18 protein-coding genes are annotated in these 18,739 nt (G+C 55.1%); 6 read left to right on the top strand and 12 right to left on the bottom strand.

Annotated features, from left to right (window positions below; translation table 11 throughout):
* Position 1: 1 nt before the first annotated feature.
* Positions 2–1,339, bottom strand: a complete 1,338-nt coding sequence (locus ACLRGG_RS18980; protein ID WP_416251223.1) for an enolase C-terminal domain-like protein — start codon at positions 1,337–1,339, stop codon at positions 2–4.
* A 9-nt stretch (positions 1,340–1,348) separates the two neighbouring features.
* Complete coding sequence (locus tag ACLRGG_RS18975) at positions 1,349–2,695, bottom strand: MFS transporter (protein ID WP_416251222.1); 1,347 nt, start codon at positions 2,693–2,695, stop codon at positions 1,349–1,351.
* 520 nt (positions 2,696–3,215) lie between these two features.
* Here ACLRGG_RS18975 and garD point away from each other — a divergent pair.
* Positions 3,216–4,775, top strand: a complete 1,560-nt coding sequence (gene garD, locus ACLRGG_RS18970; protein WP_416251221.1) for a galactarate dehydratase — start codon at positions 3,216–3,218, stop codon at positions 4,773–4,775.
* A 141-nt stretch (positions 4,776–4,916) separates the two neighbouring features.
* Here garD and ACLRGG_RS18965 read toward each other — a convergent pair whose 3' ends face one another.
* The 4 genes from ACLRGG_RS18965 to syd all read right to left on the bottom strand — a co-directional run bounded on the left by ACLRGG_RS18965 (position 4,917) and on the right by syd (position 7,620).
* Positions 4,917–5,369, bottom strand: coding sequence for a flavodoxin (locus tag ACLRGG_RS18965; RefSeq protein WP_416251220.1), 453 nt, complete (start codon positions 5,367–5,369; stop codon positions 4,917–4,919).
* A 28-nt stretch (positions 5,370–5,397) separates the two neighbouring features.
* Positions 5,398–6,171: a tRNA pseudouridine(65) synthase TruC gene (gene truC, locus ACLRGG_RS18960; RefSeq protein WP_416251219.1), complete on the bottom strand. Its 774-nt coding sequence runs from the start codon at positions 6,169–6,171 to the stop codon at positions 5,398–5,400.
* A complete protein-coding gene (locus tag ACLRGG_RS18955; RefSeq protein WP_416251218.1) occupies positions 6,171–6,497 on the bottom strand; it encodes a YqcC family protein in 327 nt (108 codons plus the stop codon). Before ACLRGG_RS18955 ends, truC begins: the two co-directional genes overlap by 1 nt.
* A 571-nt stretch (positions 6,498–7,068) precedes the next feature.
* Complete coding sequence (gene syd, locus ACLRGG_RS18950) at positions 7,069–7,620, bottom strand: SecY-interacting protein (protein WP_416251217.1); 552 nt, start codon at positions 7,618–7,620, stop codon at positions 7,069–7,071.
* Positions 7,621–7,768: 148 nt separating this feature from the next.
* On the opposite strand from syd, the gene queF reads away from it, so the two are divergent.
* The 3 genes from queF (at position 7,769) to xni (ending at position 10,983) form a co-directional block, all read left to right on the top strand.
* Positions 7,769–8,614: an NADPH-dependent 7-cyano-7-deazaguanine reductase QueF gene (gene queF / locus ACLRGG_RS18945; protein WP_416251216.1), complete on the top strand. Its 846-nt coding sequence runs from the start codon at positions 7,769–7,771 to the stop codon at positions 8,612–8,614.
* 203 nt (positions 8,615–8,817) lie between these two features.
* Complete coding sequence (gene ppnN / locus ACLRGG_RS18940) at positions 8,818–10,182, top strand: nucleotide 5'-monophosphate nucleosidase PpnN (RefSeq protein WP_416251215.1); 1,365 nt, start codon at positions 8,818–8,820, stop codon at positions 10,180–10,182.
* A gap of 45 nt (positions 10,183–10,227) precedes the next feature.
* Positions 10,228–10,983, top strand: a complete 756-nt coding sequence (gene xni / locus ACLRGG_RS18935; RefSeq protein ID WP_416251214.1) for a flap endonuclease Xni — start codon at positions 10,228–10,230, stop codon at positions 10,981–10,983.
* 529 nt (positions 10,984–11,512) lie between these two features.
* Here xni and rlmM read toward each other — a convergent pair.
* The 4 genes from rlmM to ACLRGG_RS18915 all read right to left on the bottom strand — a co-directional run bounded on the left by rlmM (position 11,513) and on the right by ACLRGG_RS18915 (position 14,547).
* Positions 11,513–12,613 carry a 23S rRNA (cytidine(2498)-2'-O)-methyltransferase RlmM gene (rlmM, locus tag ACLRGG_RS18930; RefSeq protein WP_416251213.1) on the bottom strand — a complete coding sequence of 367 codons (1,101 nt, stop codon included), beginning with the start codon at positions 12,611–12,613 and terminating at the stop codon, positions 11,513–11,515.
* Complete coding sequence (locus ACLRGG_RS18925; protein WP_416251212.1) at positions 12,606–13,001, bottom strand: DUF423 domain-containing protein; 396 nt, start codon at positions 12,999–13,001, stop codon at positions 12,606–12,608. Before ACLRGG_RS18925 ends, rlmM begins: the two co-directional genes overlap by 8 nt.
* A 58-nt stretch (positions 13,002–13,059) precedes the next feature.
* On the bottom strand, positions 13,060–13,977 hold the full coding sequence (locus tag ACLRGG_RS18920) for a transcriptional regulator GcvA (RefSeq protein ID WP_067707507.1): 918 nt from the start codon (positions 13,975–13,977) through the stop codon (positions 13,060–13,062).
* A gap of 345 nt (positions 13,978–14,322) precedes the next feature.
* On the bottom strand, positions 14,323–14,547 hold the full coding sequence (locus tag ACLRGG_RS18915) for a YgdI/YgdR family lipoprotein (protein WP_067707502.1): 225 nt from the start codon (positions 14,545–14,547) through the stop codon (positions 14,323–14,325).
* Between the two features lie 213 nt (positions 14,548–14,760).
* On the opposite strand from ACLRGG_RS18915, the gene csdA reads away from it, so the two are divergent.
* A complete protein-coding gene (csdA, locus tag ACLRGG_RS18910; RefSeq protein ID WP_416251211.1) occupies positions 14,761–15,966 on the top strand; it encodes a cysteine desulfurase CsdA in 1,206 nt (401 codons plus the stop codon).
* Between the two features lie 3 nt (positions 15,967–15,969).
* On the top strand, positions 15,970–16,449 hold the full coding sequence (gene csdE / locus ACLRGG_RS18905) for a cysteine desulfurase sulfur acceptor subunit CsdE (RefSeq protein WP_416251210.1): 480 nt from the start codon (positions 15,970–15,972) through the stop codon (positions 16,447–16,449).
* A 73-nt stretch (positions 16,450–16,522) separates the two neighbouring features.
* On the opposite strand, the gene tcdA is transcribed toward csdE, so the two are convergent.
* Entirely contained in the window at positions 16,523–17,323 is an 801-nt protein-coding gene (gene tcdA, locus ACLRGG_RS18900) for a tRNA cyclic N6-threonylcarbamoyladenosine(37) synthase TcdA (protein WP_416251209.1), read from the bottom strand.
* A gap of 51 nt (positions 17,324–17,374) precedes the next feature.
* The gene (gene mltA, locus ACLRGG_RS18895; protein WP_416251208.1) at positions 17,375–18,517 is read right to left on the bottom strand and encodes a murein transglycosylase A; all 1,143 of its coding nucleotides are present in this window, start codon (positions 18,515–18,517) and stop codon (positions 17,375–17,377) included.
* Positions 18,518–18,739 lie beyond the last annotated feature (222 nt).

Here is an 18,739-nt window from a genome sequence, read left to right as displayed (position 1 = left end):
GTTAGCGCACAAGGCAGGGGCGTTTACGGTCAAAGGTCCAGCCGGGGTGCAGATACTGCATCGCCCGGGCGTCGTTACGTGCGCCGCCGGACAGGGTTTGATGCAGGGCATGGGCCTGCTCTACCCTCGCCCAGTCCAGCTCAATACCCAGCCCTGGCGCATCGGGTACGGTTATGCTGCCGTTACGGATTTGCAGGGGCGCTTTGGTCAGCCGCTGCTCGCCCTCCTGCCAGATCCAGTGGGTATCAATGGCCGTCGGCTTGCCCGGCGCGGCCGCCCCGACGTGGGTGAACATTGCCAGAGAAATATCAAAGTGGTTGTTAGAATGGCAGCCCCAGGTCAGGCCCCAGTCGTCGCAGAGCTGCGCGACGCGCACCGCGCCGCTCAGCGTCCAGAAATGCGGATCCGCCAGCGGGATATCGACGGCGTTGAGCATCACCGCATGGTTCATCTCTCGCCAGTTGGTGGCTATCATATTGGTGGCAACTGGCAGACCGGTTGCGCGGCGGAATTCGGCCATCACTTCACGTCCGGAATAGCCCTGCTCCGCACCGCAGGGGTCTTCGGCATAGGTCAGAATGCCGTGCATATCTTTGCACAAGGCGATTGCTTCATTCAGAGACCAGGCGCCGTTGGGGTCGACGGTTATTCGCGCATCAGGAAAGCGCTTCTTCATCGCCCTGACCGCCTCAATCTCCTGCTCGCCGGGCAGTACGCCCCCCTTTAGTTTAAAATCCCTGAAGCCATACCTGTCCTGAGCAGCTTCGCCCAGCCGCACAATCGCTGCGCTGTCCATCGCCTGCTGATGCCGCAGGTGATACCAGTCATGGCCGCGCGTTTCGCCTTTAAGATAAGGGAGGTCAGTTTTTTCGCGGTCGCCGACGTAAAACAGGTAGCCCAGCACCCTGACTTCATCGCGCTGCTTGCCCGGCCCAAGGAGCTCCGCCACCGGCACCCCCAGCCACTGACCGAGCAGGTCGAGCAGCGCCGCCTCCAGCGCGGCAACGGCATTGACCCTGAGCTCAAAGGTCCAGGCTCCCTTGCCAAAGGTATCAAAATCATCAGACTGGCTGCCCTTATGGACGTTCTGCACCAGCCGGTTCATCCTCGCGATCGCCTTTCCCTGCACCTGGGGAATGGCATCCATCAGCGTTTGATAAATAGTTTCACCGCCGGGTGCTTCACCCACGCCCGTATTTCCTGCACTATCGGTGAGCACCACGATATTGCGGGTGAAGAAGGGATCGTGTGCGCCGCCAATGTTCAGCAGCATGCTGTCATAGCCCGCCACCGGGATCACTTTCATATCGGTTATAACCGGACTGCTTTGCGTATTCATAACCTGTCCTTAGAGAGAGTTCAGTTCAATACGTTTAATGTCAGTGACCAGCACCAGATAGCTCAGTACGGCCACAAAGGCGTGGATGCCCACATACACCAGTGCGCCGTTGTAGGAGCCGGTGGTCGCAATGATGTAACCAATAGCAACAGGCGTGATGATGCCCGAGGCGTTGCCAAACATGTTGAACAGGCCGCCGCTGAGTCCGCTGATCTCTTTTGGCGCCGTATCGGCCATAACTGCCCAGCCCAGCGCGCCTATCCCCTTCCCAAAGAACGCCAGCGACATAAAGAAGACCACCACCCATTCGGTATCAACGTAATTACAGACCACCATCGACACCGAGAGCAGCATACCTAGCACTATCGGCGTCTTACGGGCGATATTCAGCGACCCGGTTTTACGCATCAGCCAGTCTGAAATAATGCCGCCCAGCACGCCGCCTAAAAAACCGCAGATGGCGGGGATAGCCGCCACCATCCCGGCTTTAAGAATCGACATCCCCCGCGCCTGCACCAGATAGACCGGGAACCAGGTAATGAAGAAGTAGGTCAGGGCGTTGATGCAGTATTGTCCAAGGTAAATACCCAGCATCATCCGCGAGCTGACCAGCTGTTTAATCTGATGGATTCGCTCGCCCCAGCCGATCCTGCGGGCTACGGCACTGCGTTGATCCATATTGATCAGCGCCCCGCCCTGCTCCATATATTCCAGCTCAGCTTTATTGACGCCGGGATGATCGTTAGGATCGTGAATAACCTTCTGCCAGATAAAGCTGATAACGATCCCGAGCCCGCCCATAAACCAGAAGACGTGCGCCCAGCCAACGGCTGAGGTCAGCCAGCCCATAATTGGCGCGAAAATGACCGTGGCAAAATACTGCGCTGAATTGAACAGGGCAACGGCGGTGCCACGCTCCTGAGCGGGGAACCAGGCGGCAACAATGCGGCTGTTGCCGGGGAATGACGGCGCTTCAGCCAGCCCGACCATAAATCGCAGCGCAAACAGCACGGCGATAATGGTAAAACCGCTAAACAGGTCGACAAATCCCTGCAGGAAGGTGAAAAGCGACCAGAGAAATATGCTCCAGAAGTAGACCCGCTTTGAGCCGTAGCGGTCCAGCAACCAGCCCCCGGGGATTTGGCCTATCACATAGGCCCATGAAAAGGCCGAGAAGATGTAGCCTAGCCCAACGGGATCAAGGCCAATATCCTTTGACATGGCGGAACCGGCAATGGCAATTGTCGATCGATCGCCGTAGTTGAAAGAGGTAACGATAAATAGCATCACTACTATCCAGTAGCGGGCGTTTGTTCTTTTTTGTACGGCGCTCGCGGCACTGCTAACTGAATTCATTATTGACTCCCAAAATATAGCAACCAGGCACGTTCACTCTGTACGGCATACACATCGCGTTGGGTATCAGAATGGTATAGTGTTAAACACAGCGATTATTTTGCAGAATAGTCATTACGCTACGCACAAATAATTCATCGTTCTGATGTTTGAAAATTATATGAATGGGGGCTGATTAATACATCGGTAAAAAGCCCTGGAAAAGGACTTTATAATCACGGCTTTTATGGCAATTGCACATGCCCCTGCGTTATGGCTCACGCTTCCTTAAGGTTTTGCGGAGTCGGTCACAGACTGGCTGAACGCGCGCTGCTTTGTGAGCCCTCTCGATTGCCCTTGTAGATTTGACTGAAAAGAGGTCTTGCCTTGCCTCATTTTATAGTCAGTTGCACAATGTTTTTGCCTGTCAGACCTTATATACTGTTTATCAGCAGAATAGCTTCATGATCAAAACAATAAACGCTTTCTCCGTGCGAGAAGGCCGTTTCCCGTTACCATTCCAGTCAGGGTTTACCGAGCAATGAATATTATCAATAAAGAGGCGCCTCTCTATATAAAGGTGCATGAAAAAGATAACGTTGCCATTGTGGTTAATAATAATGGTCTGACGGCAGGCAGCGTATTTCCTTGTGGACTGGTTTTAAAAGAACATATTCCCCAGGGGCATAAAGTCGCGTTGAATAATATAGCCAAGGGCGATGATATCCTGCGCTATGGCGAAGTGATTGGTTACGCCCTGCGTGATATTGCACAAGGCTGCTGGATTGATGAGTCGCTGGTAGGGCTGCCAACTGCGCCCAATCTGGCCAGCCTGCCCCTTGCCACGGCGATCCCGCCAGCTCTTCCCGCCCTTGAGGGTTATACCTTTGAAGGGTATCGCAACAGTGACGGAAGCGTGGGTACGCGTAATCTGCTGGCGATCACCACCAGCGTCCACTGCGTGGCGGGCGTAGTCGATTATGTGGTAAGCATTATTGAGCGTCAGCTGCTGCCGGACTTTCCAAACGTCGATGGCGTGGTGGCCCTGAATCATCTCTACGGCTGCGGCGTGGCCATCAACGCGCCCGCGGCAATTATTCCCATTCGCACGTTGCACAACCTTGCCCTTAACCCCAATTTCGGCGGTGAGGTTATGGTCGTCGGACTGGGGTGTGAAAAACTCCAGCCTGAAAGGCTGCTACAGGGCACGCCCGATGTGCAGCCGATTTCACTGGATGAGGATGATATCGTCCGCCTCCAGGATGAGCAGCACGTAGGATTTGAGTCGATGGTGAATGATATTTTACGCGTCGCAAAACGTCATCTTCAGCGACTGAATCAGCGCCGCCGGGAAACTGTACCCGCCTCGGAACTGGTGGTCGGCATGCAGTGCGGCGGCAGCGATGCTTTTTCCGGCGTGACGGCAAACCCTGCCGTAGGGTTTGCCTCTGATTTACTGGTACGCTGCGGCGCGACGGTGATGTTTTCCGAGGTTACGGAAGTGCGTGACGCAATACATTTACTGACCCCACGCGTCATTGACCCGCAGACGGGCAGGCGACTGCTTGAGGAGATGGCCTGGTATGATGATTATCTGAATAGCGGACAAACCGATCGCAGCGCCAATCCCTCACCCGGCAACAAAAAAGGCGGCCTGGCGAACGTGGTGGAAAAAGCGCTGGGTTCGATTGCTAAATCGGGAAGCAGCGCCATTGTTGAAGTGCTTTCGCCCGGTCAGCGCCCAACCCGCCGCGGACTGATTTATGCCGCTACCCCGGCAAGCGATTTTATATGCGGCACGCAGCAGATGGCGTCGGGCATAACGCTACAGGTGTTCACCACCGGTCGCGGCACGCCTTACGGCCTGGCAGCCATTCCGGTTATCAAGATGGCGACCAGAAGCGCGCTGGCGGAACGCTGGCACGATTTAATGGATATTAATGCGGGAACCATCGCGACCGGGGAAGAGAGTATTGAACAGGTTGGCTGGCGGCTGTTTGAACTGATTCTTGACATTGCCAGCGGACGCAAACAGAGCTGGTCCGATCGCTGGGGAATTCATAATGCGCTGGCGGTGTTTAATCCGGCGCCGGTAACCTGATAATCTGCCGCCCCTGTCAGCAGTCTAACAGGGGCGCATCGGCCCTGGGTAAGCTCATGGACCCACCCGGGCTATTTAATCTGCTTATCCCGGGCGCTAATCCTGTCTGATTAATCTGCTTTGCCTGGCGTCCAGATCAGGCTAACTAATCAGCTTCGCCCACTGCTCAACCCACGGCGTTGTCACCTCTTCCGGTTCCGGGGTTTCGGCAGCATCAACCAGCAGCACGTCGCCGATGCGGTTGGCTCCCTGCTCCTGCAACAGCGCATCAAAGTGCTTACCGCCACCGCAAAAAACATCGTAGCTGCTGTCACCCAGTACGATCACGCCGTAGCGCAGGCCGGGCTGGTGGCCGAGTTTATCTTTAATATCACGATAAAGAGGCGCAATGCTGTCCGGCAGCTCGCCCTGCCCCGTTGTTGAGGTAATAATCAGCGCCACGCCCGTCCCGGCAAAGCGCTGCCAGTCATCCAGGTCAGGATCTTCAAAGATCTTGACCTGATGCCCCTGATCCACCAGCACAGGTTCTGCTTCCTCTGCAACCAGCAGCGCGTTCCCGTACATCGTGCCTACAAATATGCCAACCTGAGCCATCTTATTTCTCCTTTACCGGCACCTGTTATCACCTGCTATCCTGAGGGGTGTCGGCGCGAAACTCAACCCTGGGAATACCAGGGAGACAGTCCTGCCAGCCGAACTGCGCCATCATCCGCTGCCAGACAGGGTCCAGACCGGCACGCAGCACCAGCGGCTCACCGGTTATCGGGTGCGTCAGGCTGAGTTCGGTGGCATGCAGCATCAGCCGCTGCATGCCAAAATTAGCTGCCGCGCTGCGGTTTTGTCGCAAATCACCGTGCGCGCTGTCACCAATAATCGGATGCCGAAGATGGGTCATATGCCGCCTGAGCTGATGTTTACGGCCAGTTTTCGGCTTCAGCTCCATCAGCGTATAGCGGGAGGTGTCATAGCGACTAACCGCTACCGGTAGCTCAGCCGTTGCCACGGAACGCCAGTGCGTTGTGGCAGGCTGCGGGGCCTTTTCGGGCTGGCTGAATTTGTCGGCTATCTTATCCAGCTCCTCGGTCAGCGCATAATCCAGCGTCTCTTCCCCTTCCAGCCACCCTCTGACCACGGCATGGTAAGTTTTTTGCAGCTGGTGCTGTTCAAACTGCTGAGAGAGCTGGCGTCCCACCTCGCTGGATAATCCCATTAGCAGGACGCCAGAGGTAGGACGGTCAAGGCGATGCACGGTGAAAACGTGCTGACCAATCTGGTCGCGGACCGTCTGCATAACAAACACTTTTTCATGGCGGTCCAGCCAGCTGCGGTGTACCAGCCAGCCAGCAGGTTTGTTTACCGCGACCAGCCATTCATCCTGATAAATAATTTCCAGCATCAGGCGTTATGCTCAAAGTGACTGTCCAGCTCGTTCAGCGCATGCAGCAGTTTCGCGCGCGCCGGAATGGCACCCTCCAGCGCAACTTCATAGTAGGGTGCAATGGCCAGCTTCTCCGGCAGTGGGCTCTGTGCATCAAGTAGCGCCTGCATTCGGGGTAAAAATACCCACTGCAGCCACTGCTCTGGCGTCATTGTATCCACGCAGAAAGGTTCCTGGCTCTCAAAAGCGGCTGTCGTTGGGGCGCAGGATTGCCAGAGTCCTGCATCCTGTAAGACCTCTGTTATCGCTATCAGGCAATTCTGAACCTGCTGTTCCCGGCTCATTTGCGGTCTCCTGTATCCGGTCAATGTCAGAGCCGCAAGCATAACATTCACTTACGGGGTCAGTGAAAAGTATGCATAAAAAAAGGGAGCACTGTAAAAACAGTGCTCCCGGTTCGTTTGCAGCTATCCCGCTACGTAAATGCTCCCTGCTCGTCCCTGATAACTTTGTCCTGCGTATTCCTTACAATTTCACCATCGCTGGTGAAGTCCCTGGCATCCTGGCGCGCAACCCATACTGGCTGCTCTCATTCTCCATCCTGGAGGTGTCCATTAATCTCTTCCTGAGACATCCTCGCCTCATCCTGAGGCCTTTCCATGAATCATCGTCCCGATGTGTCCTGACTCAATCCGTAAGTCACAGCATCCTTTCCGATGCGACACATTTTGACCTAATTTAGTCAGTAAACAATAGACCTTAGGGTTTCTTATAACTCAAGATTTCTCAAAACTTAAAACAACCTGCTGAATATAAAAGAATTTGACTTTGAGACTTAATAATAGCCTGAGGATTTTAAAGCGATCTCTTACAGGTAGCGTAAGAGATCTCCTACAAACTCATTCGGCAATTTTCTTACACTTTACCCTGCGGGGTAAGGCGGCCAATGAAATCAGTGAGGTCGGACGCTAACACAGTCCGTTGAAGGGTTCCCAATTTTTCAAGGATAACCTCACCGCTTAAGTTACACACCGAGATGACCTCAAGCTCAGATTCCAGCGTAGCGATAAACAGCGTGGGAGAGTGCTTCAGCCGTCTTTTCATCACCAGGTGTCCGATTAAATTCTCCTGAATACGGACGAAATCTTCCTCGCTCCAGGTTTGCAGTAGCGTAACAGGTTGGCCTGCCAGCACGGCGTGCATATCGCCCGCAAACTGTGAGGTATACCAGCCAACCACTGAGGGTTGAATGCGTAATTCCAGCGCGCGCTCGACGGCCTCAAGATTAGCGGCCAGAGTGAAAGGCTGCGGTAACCAGTAGACCCTATCCCCAGCGTTGCTCTGTATACAGGGGGAAGGAATGCCGTACAGCTCACTGCTGGCGGGGAAGTGATCGTACTCCTGCTGCCAGAGTTCGCAATAGCGCTGGGTGAAGTGGGTCAGTGCCCGGGCCGTTTCTTCAATCATTCTTTTTTCACTCTCTGCTGCCTGAGTTACAATAAGGCTAATGCCAAACCGGGATTTGGCTGCCAGTCATCCCACGGTTTCTGGCCCTGATCGCAACGAACATATTAATTTCACACTTCCTGCGCAGGCAGGTCATTAAAGGAAATCTATGTCTTTACAGGATCCGCACCAGACACTAAATAGCCTGACTCTGGGGAAGCCCACAGAATACCACGATAAATACGATCCTGGTTTGCTCCAGGGTGTGCCCCGTAGCCTGAACCGTGAGCCGCTGGGACTCTACCCGGACAATCTGCCCTTTCACGGCGCGGATATCTGGACGCTCTATGAACTGTCATGGCTTAACGCCCGTGGTTTGCCGCAGGTCGCCCTGGGTGAAGTGGTATTGAATGCTGACAGCACCCATCTTATTGAATCTAAGAGCTTTAAGCTTTACCTCAACAGTTTTAATCAAACCCGCTTCGCCGACTGGGGCGAGGTTCGCGCTACGCTTGAGCGCGATCTCAGTGCCTGTGCCGGAGGAGAGGTCAGCGCCGCGTTGTTCCGCCTGCATGAGGTCGAAGGCCAGCCGATTGGCAGCTTTAGCGGATACTGCATTGATGAGCAGGATATCGAGATCGACAACTACGCGTTTAGCACGGATTACCTGCTTAATGCCACGCAGCCGGAAATTGTGGAGGAGCAGCTGGTCAGCCATCTGCTGAAGTCAAACTGTCTGATTACTAATCAGCCTGACTGGGGTTCAGTACAGATTAGCTACCGCGGCCCACGCATCCAGCGCGAAGCGCTACTGCGTTACCTGGTATCCTTTCGCCAGCATAATGAATTTCACGAGCAGTGCGTTGAACGCATTTTTAATGATATTCACCGCTTTTGCCAGCCTGAAAGCCTGAGCGTTTATGCGCGCTATACGCGTCGTGGCGGCCTGGACATCAACCCATGGCGCAGCAATGCTGCTTATAAGCCAGGTCGTTCGCGTCTGGTACGTCAGTAGCCGGTGTTGTTTTTGCGCAGCACGCCGCAGTTGTCTATTTTACCCTATTGTTAATTCCGGACAGACAAGGCTAATCTGAACCTGGGCGTTCGCATTGTCCCCGCCCAGGATATTTTAACTTTCCGACGTTTCATCCTGTGCGCAGGAGTGTAAAAATTTTGTTCGGAGAGTGACGCCACCCGGAGGGGTGCAAAGGAGTTAATTTGATCACACATATCAGTCCACTGGGTTCTATGGACCTGCTGTCTCAGCTGGAAGTTGACATGCTGAAGCAGACGGCCAGCAGTGACCTATACCAGCTGTTTCGTAACTGTTCGCTTGCCGTGCTTAACTCCGGTAGTCAGACCGATAGCAGCCATGAGTTGCTTGCCCGCTTTGAAAGCTTTGATATCAACGTGCTTCGTCGCGAACGCGGCGTGAAGTTGGAGCTGATTAACCCGCCGGAAGAGGCCTTTGTCGACGGGCGGATCATTCGCTCACTGCAGGCCAACCTCTTTGCCGTACTGCGCGATATTCTGTTTGTTAACGGGCAAATCGACAAGGCAGGACGCTTCCAGCATCAGCACAATGACGATCCCGTTCATATCACCAACATGGTGTTCTCTATCTTACGCAATGCACGGGCGCTGCATATTGGTGAAGAACCCAATACCGTCGTCTGCTGGGGTGGACACTCGATTAACGCCGTAGAGTATCAGTACTGTCGTACCGTGGGTGCCCAGCTGGGGCTACGCGAGCTGAATATCTGTACCGGCTGCGGTCCCGGCGTTATGGAAGCGCCAATGAAGGGAGCAGCCGTGGGTCACGCACAGCAGCGCTATAAAGAAGGCCGATTTATTGGCCTGACTGAGCCTTCAATCATTGCCGCTGAGCCGCCAAACCCGCTGGTCAATGAGCTGATCATCATGCCGGATATCGAGAAGCGCCTTGAAGCGTTTGTCCGTATTGCACACGGCATTGTGATTTTCCCGGGCGGCGTGGGGACGGCGGAAGAGCTGCTGTATCTGCTGGGTATTCTTATGAATCCTCATAATCATGACCAGGTGCTGCCGCTGATCCTGACGGGTCCGAAGGAGAGCGCCGACTATTTCCGCGTCATGGATGAGTTTATCGTCAGCACGCTGGGCCATGCGGCCCGCAGGCACTACACCATCATCATTGATAATGCGCCAGAAGTCGCACGGTTGATGAAACAGGCGATGCCAAAAGTGAAAGAGCATCGTCGCGAAACCGGAGACGCATATAGCTTCAACTGGGCTATTCGAATTGAGCCGGATCTGCAGGTGCCCTTTATGCCCACCCATGAAAACATGGCTAACCTCATCCTCTATCCTAATCAGCCAGCCGAACAGCTTGCCGCCGCACTCAGGCGGGCGTTTTCCGGTATCGTCGCGGGCAATGTGAAGGATATGGGCATTAAGGCAATTAAAGAGAACGGGCCTTATAAGCTACATGGCGATCCGGAATTGATGCGCCGCATGGACGATTTACTACAGGGATTTGTTGCTCAGCACCGTATGAAGCTGCCAGGCACCGCTTACATCCCCTGTTATGAAATCATCAAATAACCGCAACCGGAGCGGCGAGTGTGCTGCTCCCCTACGTGCGAAATTATGACTATTCATTTGTTGATTGTTGATGCCCTCAATCTTATCCGCCGCATCCATGCGGTTCAGGGTTCACCCTGTCAGGAAGCCTGCGTTCATGCGTTACAGCAGCTTATCGTGCACAGTCGGCCTACTCATGCCGTCGCGGTTTTTGACGATGATGAGCGTCATGAAGGCTGGCGCTTCCAGCTGTTACCGGATTATAAAGCGGGTCGTCCTCCAATGCCTGATACCTTGCAGCAGGAGATGCCTTTACTGCGCGAGGCTTTTCAGCAGGCCGGCGTTGCCTGCTGGCAGGCTGTGGGCGAAGAGGCTGACGATCTGGCTGCCACACTGGCAGCCAGAGTGGCTGAAAGTGGTCATCAGGCAACTATTGTTTCGACTGATAAAGGTTACTGCCAGCTCCTTGCACCGCAAATTCTCATCCGTGACTATTTTCAGAAGCGCTGGCTGGATATGCCTTTTATTGAAGCCAGCTTCGGGGTGACACCTGCCCAGCTCACTGATTACTGGGGGTTAGCAGGCATTGCCAGCAGCAAAATCCCCGGCGTGGCAGGGATTGGCGCGAAGAGTGCAACCCAGCTTTTACAGACGTTTGGCTCGCTGGAGGCCATTTACCAAAATCTGGAGGCTGTGCCGGAGAAGTGGCGCAGGAAGCTTGAACAGCATCAGGAGCTAGCCCATATCTGCCGCGAGGTCGCGACGTTGAAGACTGATTTGGTGCTTGAGGGAAACCTGAAGGAGCTGAGGTTACCGGCCTGAAGGTTATAAACCGCTAAGGAGCGACTGCATTGCTGGATTTAAGGTCAACACCTGCGGTGACAGGGCTATGTTGTTTGCAGGCAGGTCGAAACCTGCTCCGGTGACAGGGCTATGTTGCGGATCAGAACGCCGGGACGCCGTAAATCCCTCCCTGGAGGCTTCACTGCCGCATCCCTGCGGCAGAGACCCGGCTTACCTGCTCTGCAACACCGCCTTCTGGCTAAGGAGTGGGCTGCGGGTTCTCTGACAGTGGCTAAGATCAAAACCTGATCCGATCGCGACAACCTTATCTGCCGAAATTTTTGTAAACCGGGGCTGGATGTGAAGAGGTTTTTAGCAGCGACAACGTAGCCTTAGGCCAGGCGGGGACCGTTGACTGAGCGGACCGTCGAGCGCAGGGATGCGCGAGTCGAGTTCACATGGATGTGCCTGCGGCGGGTCCGCGTGACAACGGTCCCCGCAGGGCTTAGCGCCCCCCTCCCGACGACAGCTGTAAAAGTCTGAACGCCGGCGTCGGGGCCCTCAGGAACTATCTTTCGTCGCGGCGGCCCGGCGTAGCGCTCCAGATACGGCGAATATGTACCGTCACCTCTTCACGATCGTGATAAAGCTGACGTGCCTGAATCTGCGCATTAACACCGCCAGCCTTCAGCTTTTCATCAATCATTGCCAGATTCTGCGACACCTCTTCATAGCGCTTTTTCATCGGCAGCTTAAGATTGAAAATAGCCTCCCGGCACCAGCCGTTCACCAGCCAGTCGGCCATCAGGTTAGCCACGCGAACCGGTTTTTCCACCATATCGCACACCAGCCAGTAAATATTGGTACGCGCAGGACGGTATCTGAAACCATCTTCACGGTGGTGAAAAACCTGCCCGGTGTCCATCAGCGAGGGCGCCATCGGGCCATTATCCACCGCGTGTACCATCATACTGCGTTTCACCAGCTGATAGGTCCACCCTCCCGGACAGGCACCCAAATCGACGGCGTAAAGACCACTGCCCAGACGCTCTTCCCACTCATCGGCGGGAATGAAAACGTGAAAAGCCTCTTCCAGCTTCAGCGTAGAGCGGCTTGGCGCATCGGAGGGAAACTTCAGGCGCGGGATGCCCATAAAAAATGTGGAATTGTTCTCCGGCAGGGAGTAGCCAACATAACAGCAGCCAGGGGCAATGAAAAACACGTGTACCACGGGCCGTTTGGCACTTTCATAATTCAACAACACGCCGGCAGCACGCAGGCTGGCACGCAGCGGAACGGTAAATTTACGACAGAACTTTAGCAGCTCTTTACTCTCATTGGTGTCCGGCACCTCGACCCGCAGCTCTCCCGCTTTCTCAACCACCCCGGTTAACATCCCGGTGACCGGAGAGACACGATCTTCCGGCGGCAGATCGCGAAGCAATTCGCCTACCACCACCATCTGACGGCAGAAAATGAGCTGGCTGAAAGGCAGGGTTTTGATCAGCTTTTCGGCATCGTCATCCTGGTAGCACTCATACAATACATAGCCTGAGTCTTCCTTCACTCGCGCAAAGCCGAACGCCTGATGTTCCGCCGCTTTAGCGCTGATTTCCGCTGCACACTCTTTCTCAAAACCCTGACGGCAATAGAGTAAAATTTTATTCATGGCGTTCTGCCCTTACTTTAAGACGCAGTGCGCCAACTAACATTAATATCCAGCCAGCCAGGAAGCAGGTGCCCCCGACTGGCGTAACATAGACCCACAGACGAAGATGCGAGAGCGCCAGGCAGTAAAGACTCCCGCTGAATAGCACCGTCCCTAACGCAAGAAATGCGCTGCTCCAGTAAAACCAGATATTGGCACGGCGCTGCATCGCTGCCGCCATTCCCAGAATGGCAAGGGTGTGGAACCCCTGATATTCCAGCCCGGTTTTCAGCCAGACCATTTCCGCTGCTCCCAGCGACTTGCTCAATACATGTGCGCCAAAAGCACCCAGCATCACGTAAATGAATCCGCTGATGGCTGTAAAAATCAGCATGGCACGACTCGACATTCGGTCAATCCTCGGTTGGTGATCGCGCCGCCTTAGCCACGCGAAGCGAAATCAGCTATCAATTCTCGTAGCGGAAGCGGAAGTTTTCCTGCTCGCTGGCCGCTTTTGCCAGGATCCACTGACGAAAGGCGGCTATTTTACCCAGTTCTGCCTGGCTGTCATGGCAAACCAGATAAAAAGCATTTTTACTGACTAAAACGTCGTTAAATGGACAGACCAGTCGGCCCGCTTCCATTTCTGTCTGCGCCATCACATTATTGGCCAGCGCAACCCCCTGGCCATGAATTGCCGCCTGGAGCACCATGGCGCTGTGGCTGAAAATAGGGCCCTGCTGTACGTTGATATGCGCCACCCCCAGCTGGCGGGTATAGGCCTGCCAGTCCCGGCGGGAGGCATCGTGCAGCAGCGTATGGTACGCAAGGTCCTCGGGCGTTTTTACCGGATGTTCACCGGTGAGGAGCTGGGGAGCGCAGACCGGCAGCAGATATTCCGCATACAGCTTTTCCACACGCAGCCCCGGCCAGTTGCCTCGACCGTAAAAAATCGCCACGTCAACATCGTCGGCCAGCTTCTCTTCCTCACGGTCAACCGCCTGGATGCGCACGTCAATTCCCGGATAAGCTGAGTTAAAGCTGGAAAGGCGTGGCACCAGCCACTGAATAGCAAAGCTCGGCAGCAGGCTGACGGTAAGCGCCCCTTTCGCACTTCGGGCCTGGAGCTTGCGGGTGGCGTCATTAATGGCGCTGAATATCTCTTTGATATCGAGATAGTAGCTCTGCCCTTCTTCCGTCAGCAGTAGCGATCGATTGCGGCGTCGGAACAGCTTAAGGCCAAGGAAATCCTCCAGCGACTTGATTTGGTGGCTGACGGCAGCCTGGGTGACGAACAGCTCTTCAGCCGCTTTGGTGAAGCTGAGATGACGTGCGGCGGCATCAAAAACACGCAGCGCATTTAATGGGGGAAGACGTTTCGACATGGTTACCGGATTGATGATTGCGTAAGGATTACGCAGCGCTCCTGACGGAGATTTACGTATTAGTTTTTTTTATCCGAGCCATTATAATTTGTCCGTTGAGGATGCACCAGCAAATACCTATAGTTGCCGCACTTCCTGAGCCGGAACGAAAAGCACATTGAAATTTAGGCGTTTACGCAGAGTTTTGAGGGGCTTTTGGCTTGTGGTCGTGATGTTGTGTTTGCATTTGATCTGACTCTTTTCAGATCGGGTAGCCCGACTACCTTATTATTTCTGTAGATTTACCCTGTCTGTCCATAGTGATTAGTAGCACCGCAAATTGCGGTGCTTTTTTTTGACTGAAGCTTACTGCCCCATTTCAACCATTTCTTTCACATCTGAACGGTTAATCTGCTGCTTGTTGCCATTGGCATCTTTGTAGCTGATCATACCGGTATCCGTGTCGACAACAGGTTTGCCAGAGGCGACGATAGTACGACCATCGTTAGTGTGCATTACATAGTTACTGGAACAGGCAGCCAGTGCAAAAGTCATGGCGCAGGCGGCCATAATAGCAGCGAATTTTTTCATCTTTATATCTCCTTGCAGATAGAAATGCGATAAACCACCCGAAGAACACGTTCGGTGAGCAAAAAAAATAAATTGCCTGCCCGAAAGGCTCTTATTGCGGATAATAGTTTAAACCTTGCATGAATCAGCATAACGCGCTTTTCCGACATTGCCAGAAAAACGCATTAAATTCAGTCTGGTCCTGGTCATTCCGTCATCAACGCCGAGGAGAATATGACATCATTTACCCCTGCCCGGTTCCGCCAGCAGTTTCCGGCCCTCAGCGAGGCAGGCACCTATCTGGACAGCGCGGCGACCGCGCTTAAGCCTCAGGCGGTGATCGAGGCGACACGGCAGTTTTACAGTCTGAATGCCGGTACGGTACATCGCAGCCAGTATACGGCGGCGCGTGAACTGACCGGGCGCTACGAAAATGCCAGAAGTCAGGTTGCCCGCCTGCTTAACGCCCCGCAGGCGACGGATATTGTCTGGACAAAGGGCACGACTGAATCCATTAATCTGGTGGCGCAGGGCTATTTCCGCCCCAGACTGCGCCCAGGCGATGAGATCATTGTCAGTGAGGCGGAGCACCACGCTAACCTCGTTCCCTGGCTAATGCTGGCCTCGCAGACCGGGGCAAAGGTGGTCCGATGGCCGCTGGGCGATGACTTTTTGCCTGATGTTACCCGCCTTCCCGCGCTGATAACGCCCAGGTGCAAAGTGCTGGCGTTGGGACAAATGTCCAACGTGACCGGAGGCTGTCCCGATCTGGCCCAGGCGATTGCGATTGCGCATCGGGCAGGAGCAAAAATGATGATAGACGGCGCGCAGGGGGTGGTACATGCGCCAGCGGACGTCGCCGCACTTAATATTGATTTCTATGCATTTTCCGCACATAAGCTCTATGGTCCCATGGGGACGGGGGTACTCTACGGCAAAACGTCGCTGCTGGAAGAGATGCAGCCCTGGCAGGGCGGCGGAAAGATGCTGAGTACGGTAGACTTCGACGGCTTTACGCCACAGCCCGTTCCGTGGCGCTTTGAGGCGGGTACGCCAAACGTGGCGGGCGTGATCGGGCTGAGCGCGGCGCTAACGTGGCTGGAGGACGTTGATCTCGCCGCCGCAGAGCGCTGGAGCTGTGGACTGGCCGATCTGGCCGAAGAGCGACTCTCAACTCTGCCCGGCTTTCGCAGCTTTCGCGCCAGCCGGTCAAGCCTGCTCGCGTTCGATATCAAGGGTATCCATCACAGCGACGTCGTCACGCTGCTGGCAGAGATGGGTATCGCCGTGCGCGCGGGCCAGCACTGTGCCCAACCGCTGCTGCGCGCATTGGGCGTGAGCGGTACGCTTCGGGCATCGTTCGCCCCCTATAACACGCCAGATGACGTCGACAGGCTGGTCACTGGCCTCACCACCGCACTGGAACTTCTGGCAGATTAAACGATGACCATTTCTTTACTCGCACCGCATCCCTTTGGCGAACAGATCACCCCCGCTGGTCTGGAGCAGACTTTTTCTGCACTGAATCAGTGGGAGGATCGTTACCGCCAGCTGATTCTGCTCGGCAAACAGCTGCCTGCGCTGCCAGAATCACTCAGGACGGCGGAAATTGAGCTGAGCGGCTGTGAAAACCGCGTCTGGCTGGGTTGCCAGCCTCTGCCTGATGGCCGTCTGCATTTTTATGGCGACAGCGAAGGGCGCATTGTTCGGGGGCTGCTGGCGGTGCTACTGAGCGCCGTGGAGGGCCAGCACCCTCGGTCGCTGCTTGAAAAGGATCCGCTGGCGCTGTTTGACGCACTGGGGCTGCGCAGTCAGCTGAGTGCGTCGCGCAGTGCCGGGCTGGACGCGCTGGCCGGGGCGGTATTAAGAGCAGCCGAACAGCATCAGCAGGGCGCTACCGCTGCGTCGGTGCCGCGAGGTTAACGCGGCAGCACATTAGCTTATATAAGCCTGGAGAGGCTGACTGACCCGCCAGCACGCCCTGTAAGCCATTCCATCAGGCGCGTGCGGCTTTCGCCATCATCTTTTTAAGAACGTGTGAAACCGCAACGAAGCCAAAGGTGGCGGTAACCATCGTCGCCGCGCCAAAACCCGATGCGCAGTCCATCCGCTTTGGCCCTTCCGCCGTGCTGCGTGACGCACAAACCGATCCGTCCGCCTGAGGATACATCAGCGCTTCGGTGGAAAAAACGCAGTCGATTCCCAGCTTCCCTTTACTGTTTCTGACGATATTGAAGTCCTGCTTCAGCCGCTCACGTAGCTTTGCCGCCAGCGGATCCTGAATCGTTTTCGCCAGGTCGGCAACCTGAATCTGCGTCGGATCGATCTGCCCGCCCGCCCCACCGGTGGTAACCAACGGTATCTTATTGCGACGGCACCATGCCAGCAGCGCCGCTTTTGGCCGCACGCTGTCAATAGCGTCAATAACCCAGGAAAACCCTGCGCCCATCAGCTCTGCGGTATTTTCCGGCGTAATGAAATCATCCACGCAGGTTACGTTGCATTCCGGATTAATCGCTCGCAGGCGGGCTGCCATCACCTCGGTTTTGGCCTGACCAACCGTCTCTTTCAGAGCATGGATCTGACGGTTAGTGTTGGTGACGCAGACGTCGTCCATATCAATCAGTGTGATCGCGCCGATACCGGTGCGCGCCAGCGCTTCGGCCGCCCAGGATCCGACGCCGCCAATACCCACCACGCAAATATGGGCATCGGCAAACAGCTGTAGCGCTGACTCGCCGTACAAACGGGCGGTTCCGCCAAAGCGTTGCCGCCAGGCGTCAGAAAGAGAAGACATGCTCTACCTCAGAATTCACAGACGGGCTGGTGATCCAGCCCGTGATAAGCGTTACTGGCTAAAGGGTGACGACCCGCGGCTATTTTGCGCCATTGAAAACACCGGCGTACCCGCACCCGGGGCGGCTTTCAGCACCCAGACGCGACCATAGTGGTTAAACCATCCGGCCATGTGCCCGGCTTCATCGCCAATACCCTGATAAATGTCGAAATGCTGGCCTTTTATCGCGCCGCCCACGTCCAGCGACACCATCATGCGCATCTCATACTTCCCGGTAAACTTCCCTTTATTGTCCAGTAGCGGAACCTCCGCCAGCAGAGCAGTGCCCGGCGGGATAAGCGAGCGATCGGATGCGACCGAGGCTTTCGCCACCAGCGGTACCGCACTGGCGCCGCGAACCGGCGTAAAGTTCTCCGGCTTGAAGAAAACGAATGAGGCATTCTGCTCCAGCAGTTCCCGCACTTCGGCCGGGCTGTGTTCCTCGCCCCACTTGCGGATAGCCTGCATCGACATATCCTCCCGCTTTACCTCTCCCCTGTCGATAAGCACTTTACCGATGCTGCGGTAGGCGTGGCCGTTTTTACCACCGTAGCCGAAGAAGGTTAGCGGGCGTCCGTCGCCATAATTTACGTAGCCGCTTCCCTGCACGTCCATAATGAAGTTATCCATCAGGGAGTTGCTGTAACCGATAACGTAGCGATCGCTCAGCGCACCGCTGTATATCTCGGCCCGTGAGGGCAGTTTTTTACCCCGACTGCGCGGGGGCATGCGATATAGCGGATACTGGAATTCGCCCTGACGGGTGTAACGCGCCTGAATAACCGGCGTGTAGTAACCGGTAAACTGCACGTTGCCATAATTATCCATGCCTTCCATCTGGTAAGCATCGAGTCCAAACTGACGCAGCTGGCGCGTATCGCCACCCGCCATCAGCCAGCCCTGTATGGCATTAAAGGTACTGGTATTACGTGAGAACATGGCGGGCGAAGCGTATTTGATTTCCGTCACCTGATCGGCAAAATCTCTCCCGTTCACCGGCCGGCCTTTCGCATTGGGCTGGTTGACCAGCCCCAGAGGCTCATCCAGTTTGCCATCCTTATACTGCTGCCCACGGTCGGTAGGTTTTGAAGAACATCCCGCCAGCAGGGCGATTAGCGCCCCGGTTACTGCATACTTCGCCCAACGTCCTTTCATTGTTCTCTTACCTTTATGCGGAATTCCTGGCCGAAGATAGCAAAGCCCTCCACAGATTTAAACGTGCTGACGGAAAAGTTCCCTCGCCATAGTGTAACAATAGAGCAGAGCGTTGATAAAGTGAGCAGAAGGCGCTATTTTCATGACTTTATTGCAAAATAGGGTTGCATCAAAAGCCACTCGGCGTATAGTGCGCTTCCACGGACGCGGGATGGAGCAGCC

This window comes from Erwinia sp. PPS120, assembly GCF_047918655.1.
GTDB lineage: Bacteria > Pseudomonadota > Gammaproteobacteria > Enterobacterales > Enterobacteriaceae > Erwinia > Erwinia tasmaniensis_A.
This window is presented reverse-complemented; position numbering and strand designations above follow the sequence as displayed.